The 11,824-nt window shown below is 39.5% G+C and carries 11 protein-coding genes and 2 pseudogenes; 2 read left to right on the top strand and 11 right to left on the bottom strand.

The window, feature by feature from the left end; translation table 11 throughout:
* Positions 1-351: 351 nt before the first annotated feature.
* Together PSI14_RS01495 and PSI14_RS01490 are read right to left on the bottom strand one after the other, a co-directional pair.
* Positions 352-573, bottom strand: a complete 222-nt coding sequence (locus PSI14_RS01495; RefSeq protein ID WP_273574065.1) for a hypothetical protein — start codon at positions 571-573, stop codon at positions 352-354.
* 61 nt (positions 574-634) lie between these two features.
* On the bottom strand, positions 635-1,435 hold the full coding sequence (locus PSI14_RS01490; protein WP_273574064.1) for an AraC family transcriptional regulator: 801 nt from the start codon (positions 1,433-1,435) through the stop codon (positions 635-637).
* Between the two features lie 104 nt (positions 1,436-1,539).
* On the opposite strand from PSI14_RS01490, the pseudogene PSI14_RS01485 reads away from it, so the two are divergent.
* Positions 1,540-1,957 (top strand): annotated as a pseudogene (locus PSI14_RS01485) (transposase).
* 27 nt (positions 1,958-1,984) lie between these two features.
* Here PSI14_RS01485 and PSI14_RS01480 read toward each other — a convergent pair.
* The 7 genes and pseudogenes from PSI14_RS01480 to PSI14_RS01450 all read right to left on the bottom strand — a co-directional run bounded on the left by PSI14_RS01480 (position 1,985) and on the right by PSI14_RS01450 (position 8,098).
* Positions 1,985-2,587, bottom strand: a complete 603-nt coding sequence (locus PSI14_RS01480; protein ID WP_273574063.1) for a LysE family translocator — start codon at positions 2,585-2,587, stop codon at positions 1,985-1,987.
* Between the two features lie 13 nt (positions 2,588-2,600).
* On the bottom strand, positions 2,601-3,278 hold the full coding sequence (locus PSI14_RS01475; protein ID WP_273574062.1) for a molybdopterin-dependent oxidoreductase: 678 nt from the start codon (positions 3,276-3,278) through the stop codon (positions 2,601-2,603).
* Positions 3,262-3,987: a formylglycine-generating enzyme family protein gene (locus PSI14_RS01470; RefSeq protein WP_273574061.1), complete on the bottom strand. Its 726-nt coding sequence runs from the start codon at positions 3,985-3,987 to the stop codon at positions 3,262-3,264. The genes PSI14_RS01475 and PSI14_RS01470 overlap by 17 nt, the downstream gene beginning before the upstream one ends.
* A 23-nt stretch (positions 3,988-4,010) precedes the next feature.
* Positions 4,011-4,415 carry a DUF2000 domain-containing protein gene (locus tag PSI14_RS01465; RefSeq protein ID WP_273574060.1) on the bottom strand — a complete coding sequence of 135 codons (405 nt, stop codon included), beginning with the start codon at positions 4,413-4,415 and terminating at the stop codon, positions 4,011-4,013.
* Complete coding sequence (locus PSI14_RS01460) at positions 4,415-5,050, bottom strand: hypothetical protein (protein WP_273574059.1); 636 nt, start codon at positions 5,048-5,050, stop codon at positions 4,415-4,417. Before PSI14_RS01460 ends, PSI14_RS01465 begins: the two co-directional genes overlap by 1 nt.
* Before the next feature lie 385 nt (positions 5,051-5,435).
* Positions 5,436-5,696 (bottom strand): annotated as a pseudogene (locus PSI14_RS01455) (transposase); the annotation flags it as partial.
* A 497-nt stretch (positions 5,697-6,193) separates the two neighbouring features.
* Positions 6,194-8,098, bottom strand: a complete 1,905-nt coding sequence (locus tag PSI14_RS01450) for a beta-ketoacyl synthase (protein ID WP_273574058.1) — start codon at positions 8,096-8,098, stop codon at positions 6,194-6,196.
* A gap of 121 nt (positions 8,099-8,219) precedes the next feature.
* Between PSI14_RS01450 and PSI14_RS01445 the strand changes: the two genes are divergently transcribed.
* Entirely contained in the window at positions 8,220-9,206 is a 987-nt protein-coding gene (locus tag PSI14_RS01445; RefSeq protein WP_273574057.1) for a GlxA family transcriptional regulator, read from the top strand.
* 98 nt (positions 9,207-9,304) lie between these two features.
* Here the strand turns inward: PSI14_RS01445 and PSI14_RS01440 are convergent, their stop codons facing one another.
* The gene (locus PSI14_RS01440) at positions 9,305-10,015 is read right to left on the bottom strand and encodes a cupin-like domain-containing protein (protein ID WP_273574056.1); all 711 of its coding nucleotides are present in this window, start codon (positions 10,013-10,015) and stop codon (positions 9,305-9,307) included.
* Positions 10,016-10,159: 144 nt separating this feature from the next.
* Complete coding sequence (gene mgtE, locus PSI14_RS01435) at positions 10,160-11,623, bottom strand: magnesium transporter (RefSeq protein WP_273574055.1); 1,464 nt, start codon at positions 11,621-11,623, stop codon at positions 10,160-10,162.
* Positions 11,624-11,824 lie beyond the last annotated feature (201 nt).

Genomic DNA, 11,824 nt, shown 5'->3' with positions numbered 1-11,824 from the left:
CAGTCATGCAGCATCTCATGCCAAAATAGATGCAAGAATATATTATTAGTGTAACCAATGGGAATTAGTCAATAATGAAGAAAATATGGAGGTTATGTCAAAAAGATAATATTTTGGGTAGTGATTTTTCATGGGATTTGTGATGAGGAATCCAATGGGGTTCAGAGAATTATGTTATGAGAGGAAATCTATTGATATAGAACGCACCATATTCACGGCATTGCTTGGGATTTTTAACATAAACTTAAGATAGATAAGCAACGTTGTTTGCTTCTTTAGACAGACATTCACAATACTTCGTTAAATAATATTTCAAAATAATAGATCACCTGAAGGCGCTTGATCGTCAGGTTACGGAACTGGAACAGGAAATTCAACACTGGCATCAGTAGGGGATGCCAGACACTTCGCTAATGGTCGCCAGCTAGCGGCAGGGCTAGATCTAGTACCCCGGAAACAGGCGACAGCCTCAACTAAAGTTCGGATGTATGGCTGCAATCTTAACTTGGTTATGGTCATGACAAACAATTGTTTGGCAAGCAAGGGGCGTCCATGTATGCATAATAAGGTCATCGGCACGTTCATTGAGCGTGAATACTATATTTAATACCAATCAATGGATTGAATACATGACCTATATTTTTTTATATTCTGTAGGAGTCGCCGCAACCAATTTTTTGAAGTTCCTATGAAAGTGGCTTTGGTCATAAAAGCCTAACTCAGTTGCTACAGACGCTATATTCATTCCCTGCTTCAAAAGTACTTTTGCTTCATTAATGCGCATTGCAATTTGCATAGCATGTGGAGTAATACCATATGTTTTTCGAAATGAGTGGATAATATGATATTCACTCAATTGAGAGTGAACAGCAATATCCTTTACCGATATATTGCTTCGAAAATTTTCATAAATATATTCATACGCCTTAGATATATTATTTTTTGGTACAACTTTATCTAAAGGTATGGAGTTGGACTGTGAAAACAGATTGGAAAAAAAAGAGATGCTCTCTTCTTCCGTTTTCATTTTGTCTTTATCAAGAATGATTGTATTGGCTAATTCTTGAAACTGTACATAAAGTTCTGGAGCATCGGTATGATTAATTGAGAACGGGATAAAATTCGTTACTCTTTCACCTACAACCATCGATTGCACATAGCCTAACCATTTGGGGCATACATACAGCATTTTGTAGCTCCAATTTGTATCTGGTACTGGGTTGCATGAATGAACCTCTAGAGGGTTAATTATGACAAGAGAACCCTTTTGTATTCTACGTTTAATATTACTATTGAAGTAATCACTATGACCGCAATCTACAGCTCCAATGGAAAATTCTTCGTGAGTGTGTTTCCCGTAACAGGCTTTCGAGTTTTTAGAAGAGCGCAGCTCAATGGGTACTGCACTCGAACGATAGAATTTTTGCTTGGTCATCTGTGTTCATACCCTTCTAGGGGTTGTTGATGTTTTGTGAGGGATTATTAGACAACAAGATGATTTGGTATAATTCCGCTAAAAAACAATCAGATCTCACCATCATGCCGCGAACCATGTTAACAGATCTCCATTGGAATAAGCTATCTGCGTTAATGCAACACACGGGTTGGATTTATCGCAAACCTGAACACCGTTTGACCTTTGAAGGCATGTTTTACCGAATGAAAACGAGCATTCCCTGGCGCGATTTACCGCCAGAATTCGGTAAATGGAATAGCGTCTTTCAGAAATCATATTGAACGGCAGGGAGCAATGCCAATTATACCCTACCGAAAAAATAGCCGAAAATCGGATAAAAAGATTGATAAATGTTTATATCGTCATTTGGTGGAAAATGTGTTCGCCAGAGTTAAATATTTTCGTGCAATAGCAACAAGATACGATAAACTTGAACGGAATTATGCCAGTATGTTGGCACTGGCATTTATCATTATCTGGTTACCGATGTGGGTTGAATGAATTATAACCTTAAAACATCAACAGCTTCTAACCTGACATAAAAAAAGTATATACGACCGTAATTGCTAACAATAGCCCCATAGTGAGATTGAAAAGCTTATAATGTTTAGGTATATCCAAAACTGTCCTAATCGTTATTCCCAAAACAGCCCATGCTGAAATTGATGCATAACAGACAATAAAAAAAATCGCACAAAAAAGTAGTAGTGCATTAATCTCTGCATCGTGACTACTAAAAACGGATATACCTGCTAAAGACACAATCCATGCTTTCGGGTTAAGCCATTGGCACATTATTCCTTGTATAAGGGATGGAGCACTGGCCTCTGGTTCATTATCATCCCCGATCATTGGGTTTTGCATTGCAACTTTATATGCCAAGTATAACAAGAAACTGCCTCCTATATAGGTAAGCATTTCGGTTAGATATGGCACCTCATTTATAACTTGAGCTAATCCAAAGCCTAGTAAAAATAGAATCGATACAAAACCAATTGTAGCACCGGTTATATGTGGGATAGTTCGAATATATCCGCAATTGGCTCCAGTAACTGTTGCTATTATGTTTACAGGTCCTGGCGATATAGAAGTTACAAGGGCAAAAACTGCCATTGCCAATAATTGAGTCATAAGCTTCTACCTCCTAAAAATCAGTGACTTCTCCAGAGCCATTAATAAAGCGATGCTCTTGCAAATCAACAATGCGGTATCGTTTTGCCTTGATTTTTCCCTCTTTGCAATAACCAGCTTTGCTTTCCCAAAATCCTTGTTCGAACTCATCAGTAAAGTACAATTCAGACAAGCATTTAACCCCTTTGTACCGATATAGCGAAAAGTCGACTAGACGGATAGGGTAACCTTCTTCCAAAGACAGGGGTTCACCGTCCACCGCCCAAATAATCATCGCTCTATTTTCTAATGCATTACTAAGGGATATTGTAGAGTCATACCCTCCCTTACTTGTGCCTAAACTTATCTGCTTCAAATTGCATGAAAGATGTTTTGCTTGGTTTATCCCTAAATATTTCAATAGGTCTTCTAGTAAAACGCCTGTCCAGTTTCTTCTGATACTCCAATTGCAAACACATACAACTCGGCGGCTTTCTGTTATTGGTGCAATGTTCTTAAGGTCTTCGAATGCAACAAGAATTGGCATTGGCTCATGAGGTAAAAATATCTTGAGCGCCCATTCTTTCATATCAATAGAATCATATGATTCAGGTGGCCCTTCTTGGTAGTAGCGTAAAGAAGAAGGCTTCTTATCAATATATGGAGTTCTCATATTTTCCTTTTTTATGTATTTATTATAGAGATTTGACACAGCGTAAACCTACGATGTTGTCCCGTACTGTTGGAGGGTAGTTATCTCTGCATGTACAGCGCATATAATCTTCATCATGCAGCCCTGAACCACCTCGAACTATATGATCGTCAGTAGGGATACTAAGATAAACGGGATCAATATGAGTTTTGTCCCAACTGTAATTTTGGTAGTAATTATCTAGACACCACTCAGCCAGATTACCTGCCATATCAATACAACCAAATGGGGAGCGATTCTGTGGATGTGCATCCCAATCCGTGGATTTTCGGTTGAGCTCAGCTGGCTCACAGTCTGGGGCATAGTTTGCAATTGTAATAGATGGCTCGCTATTTCCCCATGGATAGAGTCGATTATCGTTCCCTTTCGCAGCAAACTCCCACTGCGCTTCAGTTGGTAATTCCTTACCTACAAATGTTGCGTATGCGACAGCTTCATACCAACTAATGCCGGTTACTGGCTGCTTTGGTTGGTTCCAATTAGAATCATGCCAATATAAAGGTTCTGAAATGCCATTATCTTGGATAAACTGAAAACCTTCTTCTGACCAATATTTCTTACTTCTATAGCCCCCTTGCTCAATGAACACTGCAAACTCAGCGTTAGTCACAGGGTGAACATCAATGAAAAAATCACTAAGAGTAACTACGCGCACAGGCTGCTCATCAGGGCTCAATTCTGAACCGCGTAGATAAGGAGATCCTGTCACTAAAACCATATCAATTAAATTGTTCATCGTATTAACTTCATATTTCCAGTTTGCTTAATGATGACTTTTTTGTCGCCGTACACAGCTATGCCTAAATATTCGATGCTGTCCTCACTGACAGCCTCTAACCTACTTGAGTAATCCTCATAACTCTTAGTGCTTTTTGCCACGTTCGAGAAGTCAACTATCGTAGCGTGTGATTGTAATTGAGAACGAATTTCCTTTATCTCGCTTGCAGTTGCCGCAAGAATTGGAATTGGGATACGAGTGATCCCTAAATGTTCCCCTCCATCACGGTTCTTGATATTGTCACCTACGAGCTCAGGATGAGCCTTGCCAAGGCTAAGAGCTAGCACTGCTGCTGTATTTGCAATGACTCCAAGAGGAAGATCTTTATCGATTACCAATACACACTTTTTGTCATTCATTATGCAACTTTCCTTTTATGAATTTGGCTGTTAGAAAATACCCCCCATGTCATTTCAATGTGTAGAGGGTGAGATATTGCTGTAAGCCCATAATGTTTAATTGCATCCGCATTTGCTAAGCAACAATCAACGTCGCCGTTTACAACTAGTCTCGCTCCATTGCTTGTAGAGTTCGTAATCTCTATTTCTAAATGAGCATCAGATATTCCCAAAATCTTGTCTTCAGCCGATTCAATTAGGCTCTCTAAACGAGATAGAGGCGCATGATGCGTAGCTATTTTTATGGTTTGTTGCTCAGCTATCTTTTTCTCTAAAGCGAGGGAAGTTTTACAACCAAGATAATAAGCGGGAGGTGAATAGAAAAACGACCCAAGTAGAAGGGTATTTTTGTTCATGTAAAAGTTATCTACTCGTTGATATGCATTGGCGACTAGAAAAATGCATGACTCATTCTTTTCCACATACTCAGAGGCGAGTTCAAAAGTATCAAAAAGAAGTATGTCTGAGGGTTTTCCAATTAAATTGGTCAGATATTTCGCTGCTGATTGACTGCTTGTTCCTTCAGGTCCAAGAGTCGCAATTGAAGCAATTTCTGGGGGATTCCTAATCCAAAAGTTATCAGTGTTAAATATCATCTTATAATTCGCTTAAATTAAATTTACATTAACGATATTCCTGCCTAAATGTTAAATATTGTACAAAATTGTTGTTTATAGAATTGGGTTGTGACATCAATTTATTGAATCATGTATAAGGATACCTGTTTGGAGAACGTTCAAATGGCAAAGATTGATGTAATCTGCCCCTCTTGTTATGCAGTTAATACTACAGCCGTAATCGCTCTGTAATCATAAGGTTATCCCGGCGACGATAAAGGCATTGTTGTGCATGGTATTGATGTCGTCGTCGCCAGGATGACCAATGTAAAACCTGCTCGACGCTCTCTCCGGTCTTTTCCATCAATTTTGACAGCAGCTTACGCAGTTCCGCCACACTAAGGGCGATCAATCCCACCGGCGTTTTTTTCTCCCGTATCCGTAAAACGGCCAGAACCGCATGGGCCAGTAGCGATAAGGTAATGTGCCGATACCAACTATGCCATTGCCGCACTTCGTCATGATCCAGCCCGCATTCTCCCTTCGTTTCCTCAAAACCACATTCAATTTCCCAGCGACGGCCTGCCACCTGAGCCAGGATTTTCAGATCAGCCTGTTCTCTGCGCGCATACACCACATAGTAGGCCCGTTCCTGTTTTTCATCCCGGCTGCGCCGAACCAGCAGATGTTGAATCCCATCAGGCGTGCGTTCGCCTATCCATTCCGCCAGTTGCCAGCCATTTTTACGCTCAACGTCACTGAGCAGTCCCCGGAGATAGGCAAGGCTGCGTTGTTGTGGGCCGGGGGGGTGAAACAAGGGAGCTAATCGGGTATACAGTGAGCGCAGTTCCTGTTCCGAAACTGAAAAGAACCCCCAATGAATGGCAAACAATTGCTTCAAATGGACCAAACTTATTCTGTAGCGAACTTCGTTTTGACTTTGACATTATACTCTCTTCATTACGGTATAGTTTGGCCTCTTTTGGCCTATGAATCAAAGAAAGTACAATACTTGCAGTCAGTGATTTGGAAAAAAATTCTATAAAACTAATCAAAATCTGAAACATTATTGGCCTAATAATTTTGTTAAAAGATACCTAGATATATCAAGCAGTAAATTTACCTAATATAATTCAAATAAAATAACATTATAAAAACAAAACATAGTTAAAATATCATTTATTAACACATATCTTTAAAAGGGTTATTATTTGACAAAACAATAGGTAATTCGTAGCCTGGCAAATAAATTTCCTCTTCATTTATATTAATATTTTCTTCATTTATCACATCCTCGCCAAATCTATATATTAAATCAAACTCACCCGAGTTAACTTTTTTACTATAGTTAGCTTGGTTAGCTTTAATCTTAAGATTTTTATCATAATAAGATTCAACAGCTTCGATACCATGACGTTTAGCAATCATGCTAAGTACCACGCTTGGAGACAAAAGTGGAGCAGTTGCATTATTGCCACCAAACCCTTTCGAGTTGACAAATGCTATGTCAATTGCCTCGGTATGATAGTTCGATGTTCTAATGTCAAGGTGCTCTGCATAAACGTCATCGGCGACTTTTTCTATAGTAGAGATACCAGGAACTATATTGTGGCTAAATATACCAAGCGCGACTGCTAGCTGATCACCGCTTGACGCTGCTAAAGTATGACCAAGATAAGCTTTTGGAGCAGTTACTTTCCAATTTGAAATACGAAACGCTTTTGCTACATAGTCAAATACTTGCGATTCAGTCACTCGATTTTGCGGTGTACTTGAACCGTGTGCAATAATACAGCTCCGATTTCGAACAGAATCTTTGCTGGTGATGTTGGCTGCCAATGATACAGCCTTAGTCATGGTAATATAATTACCCGCACCTGGGGCAGTAATGGACTTTTTAATCCCGTCCGCATTTACAAAAACGTCAGGGACAGCAGCCATGATATGTGCTCCCAAAGAAATAGCTAAAGCATCGTCCATTAGCACAATAAATTGAGCACTTTCACCTATTGTAAAGCCGCAATTATTTCCAAATGGCCGGCTCACTCGACTTAAATCTATATTTGCTTCATCCACACCGTCTAACTTTTTAAGACTATCAAGGTCAGCCAAAGCACCCATATTCGCAAAGCCCTCGACAATTTCTGGCGTAATTGCACAGTCTGCACTTCCCACAATAGCGATGCGAGTACGCCCTCCTTGTATATCGTTTACTGCAGATTTCAAATTATAAAGAAATGTTGCACATGCACCAGTCGTTGAAAAAGTTGTGCCTACACTTCCAATAACGTAAGCATTTATAAAGTCTGTAGACATAGAATTTAGCCCTAATGCCAAATTCTTACTATTACTTCTCTCACCTCTGAGACGATTTCCCATCATCCCGCCAAACCCTTCCTTTTGCATTTGACCCGTTAAAGAAGCTGAGTAAGTACCAATTTTGTCTGGCTCTACCAAAGATAGAACTTCGTCCCAATCCAACCCACATGATTTTATAGCATCGGTAGCTGCAAAAATAGTCGCTTGTAATCCTCGAGGGTGGTTACGACTTTTATATAATTTTTCGAGTTCAAACCCCTTAGGTAATTGACCAGCAGCTTTAATTCTATTGTCAAAATAGGCATCATGCTTGACACAAAGATCGCCACGTACTGTAACTTCCACTCGATTATTTTCGAGCGAGGTAACTTCCCAATTTCGAGGTACTGGAGTAGGCAAAGAAGATTTTTCAGTTTCAAAAACCAATCTATCCCCTTTTTTCGCACTTAGTGTCATCTTCTTCTGCCAGTGTGTGGCATCTACATCAAAATGAGACTTATCTATTTTACGAATCAACGTCCCTTGCAATATTTCTTCACCATACTTGGATTCAATCTCATGCAACATGATTGGTTGACCTTCGTGATCGATAAAGCCATTTTTACCAATTGAAACTAAGTTCATTAACGTCGCGAGACCCCAAAAAGTCTCTTGGCGCGCTTCTTGGCTTAATTTATCAATAACAATACGACGAAATCCTTGATGAAATGACGTTCTCCCTGCAGCGTTTATACCACCAGAGCCAACGATAACGGGCAAAGCAAGCATATGATTTTAATTCCTATGAAAAATAATTAGTTGATGAAGATTCTAATTCAATTTAAAATTTTTCATTATGAAAAAAAAGCCAATATTTTATATTTTTCGGCCAATCAATAACTGATAATATATGAAGATAAAAAATGTACACATTGTTATTTTTCCTAATCTCCTGACTAGCAGCATTACCTTACCTATTGAAATGCTTCATGCTGGTTTAGCCTCATCACAGATAGAAAATAAAAGCAGTAACATCAGTATCAATTATATCTCAGACAAGGGTTATGATATTTCGTTGCATGAAAATTTTAAGATTAAGTCAGATTCATCTGCTAATTCTGCCCCCTACGCAGATTTAATAATTGTTCCTAGTATTTGGCGAAACCCAAGGCCTATTATAAAAAAAAGTAGGGATATCTTGAGCTATTTATTAAATCAGTGGAAAAATGGAGCAACAATAGTTGCTGTTGGTACTGGAGTATGCTTGTTAGCGGAGTCAGGTCTATTAGATGGCCTTGCTGCAACGACTCATTGGCATTACTCCAAACAATTTAAAAAAGACTATCCCAAGGTAAACTTAAAGTCAGAATTTTTTATTACTCAATCAAATAGAATCTACTGTGCAGCTAGCCTCAATGCACTAGCAGATATTATGGTTCATTTAGTTTCCCTCCTTTATGGCAGGAAAGCGGCTAAAAATGTACAACGCAATTTTTATCATGAAATACGACGGCCATACGAAGAACAACGGTACCTCGACGGTGCAGTAGATCGACACCCAGATGAGTTAATAAGCGATATTCAATCTTGGTTAAAAGATAACATTAATGAAAACATGAATCTTAATAGATTAGCCGCTTACTTTTCTATTTCACCACGGACATTGACCCGACGATTCAAAAGCTCTACAGGATTATCTACTAAAAAATATATACAAGAGATACGCTTAAATATGGCAAAAGATCTTCTTGCCAAGACTAATTTAACTGTACATGAAATATCTGTAGCAGCCGGATATGAGAGCCAGGCTTACCTTAGTAAAGTGTTCAAGCAACATTTTGATTTAAGCCCGACAGAATATCGACAAATGGTCCGAAAGAAGCTCTTTACACTTTAATTAGAGCATCATTACCATGATTTTTATTAGTAATGTGACAGAATTAGTTTAGCTCTATTAGTATCTAAATTTCAGCTAGGTATTAGATTAAAGAATCTCTAGTCATTACCTCTTGACTTTGTCAAATCATTTTTAGGATCTGCGAATGCGTAAAGTAATTCAGCTATATCCTCATCAAAGAGCCTTCTATATTTGATCACTTTCTCACGCATATGTTTAACTTTCGGGTCAGTGATCCGTAAGAAATTAAACGCCGGTGAGTATAAATTCGGTTCGGAAACTGTTCTAAACGACAGAGATATAGATGGCTTCCCTGGAGAGTTTGTAACAGTGTGCCACCAAAAATGAGGCATAACAAAAAAATCGCTTTCTTCTACAGTACAGCTATAAATTGGCATATATTTATACAGCTCAAATCCTCTCCGGGATATTATAGAATTCGACTCACGTCCATCTACTTTAGAAACATGATAAGTAGGACTATCTTTTATTACAGGATACAGGAAGGGTGAAAAAATTGGCGCTGTTACTTTCCATTTTTTCATGCCTTTAACCGCAACAAAGTAATTATACCCCGGTTCAGTATGCCATAATGTATGGGACCTATCTGACTGAAGAAATAACTGTTTAGACATTACTAGACCAACTGGATGCCTTTTGAAGTACCACTTCTTTTTATAATAATCCAGACCAGACATGTTATGTATATGTTTTATATCACAGTACTCATTAATAAGGGAGCCACCATCCTTATGCATAATATCTTCTATGGCTTTAGCAGAAATCGTCTCTATCAAATATAAAGACATTATTTGCCATCACCATATGGCTGGAACTTCTGGATATAGTGTTTGGGATGAAAGAGTGTATTAATAGATCGAATCTATTAATTACAAAAAACGCCGATTCAGGCATCGGCGTTTTTTATGTAAATTTATAAAACACAATAAAAACTAAACCAAAAATAGTGTCGCCAATCCTAGAAAGATAAAGAATCCACCTGTATCTGTAATTGCGGTAATCATCACGCTGGAGCCAATTGCCGGATCTCTGCCCAATTTCATCATAATAAAGGGTATTAATACACCCATCAGTGCGGCCATCAATAAGTTCAATACCATTGCCATCGTCATGACACCTCCCATTGCGAGGTCACCATAGAGCAGATAAGTGATGACGCCCATGATTCCACCCCAGATAATGCCATTGATAACGGCAACACCCAGCTCTCTCAATAACAGGTAAGAAAAGCTGCCGGTTTGGATTTGATGGAGTGCCAGCGCCCGGACGATCATGGTGATGGTCTGGTTACCGGTATTGCCGCCGATGCCTGCCACGATGGGCATTAAAGTTGCAAGGGCCACGAGCTGGGAAATGGTATGTTCAAATAAGCCAATGACGCGTGAAGCAACGAAAGCGGTACATAAGTTTATGGCAAGCCATGTCCAACGAGTTTTTACTGCCTGACCAACCGGAGCGAAAACATCTTCTTCGCGGCTTAAGCCCCCCATTCGGCGAATATTGGTGTCAGTCTCCTCACTTAAGGTATCAACGATATCTTCAACAGTCAGGCGTCCCATTAAGCGCCCGTTATTGTCCACTACGGCGGCGGAAATCAAGTCGTAACGTTCAAATGCACTGGCAGCATCTTCACCTTTTTGTTCTGGTGAGAAAGTAACAGTATCCATATTCATGACTTCGGATACCAATCTGTCCGGTGCATTGAGCAGTAAGGTTGTGAGGAGCAGCTCCCCTTGAAGGCGATTCTTGCGATCAATGACAAAGATCTTATCTGTCGTTTCAGGAATTGAGCCTCTGGAGCGTAAAAAGCGCTGAACAGTGCTGAGTGTAACATTGCCTCGCACTGTCACGAACTCGAAATCCATCATCTGACCGATACTGTCTTTATGGTACTGCAATACTTCCCGGATGCGATTGCGTTGGCTCGGTTCCAGATAGGTCAGCAGGCGGCGAGTAGTATCACGAGGAAGATGTTCTACGATATAGGCCTGTTCATCTACATGTAGCTTACCAATAGTGCGTAACAGCTCAACGTCAGACATACCTTTGATCAGGTTATCCCAAACAGGAATAGAGGCTTCCACCAAAACCTCACCGCGATGATTATTGTCGATCAAACGCCATAAAGCGAGACGCTCATCATAAGGCAAGGCTTCCAGAATATCGGCAATATCGGCAGCATGCAGGCTGGTCAGCAGTGTACTGACTTCCTCTATTTTCTCCAATAATTGTTCGTCACTGATAGCTGGATATTCATCAGTTTGACCCAATAATGTATCGACAAATAGCTTATCTTGGATAAATAGTGAAAGCAGACGTTGACGAACATGTGCCAACTTTTGGGAATATTGGCTGGCAATAGTTGCATTATCAGGTGTAAAGGTTGGTTGTGACATGGAGCACCTTTAAGGCAGAAAATAGGGCAAAAAATCAGGCGATCGTGATAATATCGCCATAAATTTGAGCGTTATTGGTTATTATATTCTGTTTTTGGGTTATGGAGATATTTCACCGATTGCTGTTGTGTTTACAGATAATGTTCCAATGCTGCCATAAATGAATAGATAAAGCGCCCAAATAATATTAAGAAGCTGATA

Origin of the sequence: Xenorhabdus anantnagensis (assembly GCF_028598555.1) — a bacterium.
Classification (GTDB): Bacteria; Pseudomonadota; Gammaproteobacteria; order Enterobacterales; family Enterobacteriaceae; genus Xenorhabdus; species Xenorhabdus anantnagensis.
Note: the sequence above shows the minus strand (reverse complement) of the source record. Positions and strands in the feature narration are given on the sequence as shown.

Excerpts from the sequence above, each read along its gene's own strand:
- PSI14_RS01450 (WP_273574058.1), bottom strand. The coding sequence starts at position 8,098 with ATGCTTGCTTTGCCCGTTATCGTTGGCTCTGGTGGTATAAACGCTGCA.
- PSI14_RS01465 (WP_273574060.1), bottom strand. The coding sequence starts at position 4,415 with ATGAATGACAAAAAGTGTGTATTGGTAATCGATAAAGATCTTCCTCTT.
- PSI14_RS01490 (WP_273574064.1), bottom strand. The coding sequence starts at position 1,435 with ATGACCAAGCAAAAATTCTATCGTTCGAGTGCAGTACCCATTGAGCTG.
- PSI14_RS01495 (WP_273574065.1), bottom strand. The coding sequence starts at position 573 with ATGACCTTATTATGCATACATGGACGCCCCTTGCTTGCCAAACAATTG.
- PSI14_RS01460 (WP_273574059.1), bottom strand. The coding sequence starts at position 5,050 with ATGATATTTAACACTGATAACTTTTGGATTAGGAATCCCCCAGAAATT.
- mgtE (WP_273574055.1), bottom strand. The coding sequence starts at position 11,623 with ATGTCACAACCAACCTTTACACCTGATAATGCAACTATTGCCAGCCAA.
- PSI14_RS01440 (WP_273574056.1), bottom strand. The coding sequence starts at position 10,015 with ATGTCTTTATATTTGATAGAGACGATTTCTGCTAAAGCCATAGAAGAT.
- PSI14_RS01480 (WP_273574063.1), bottom strand. The coding sequence starts at position 2,587 with ATGACTCAATTATTGGCAATGGCAGTTTTTGCCCTTGTAACTTCTATA.
- PSI14_RS01445 (WP_273574057.1), top strand. The coding sequence starts at position 8,220 with ATGAAGATAAAAAATGTACACATTGTTATTTTTCCTAATCTCCTGACT.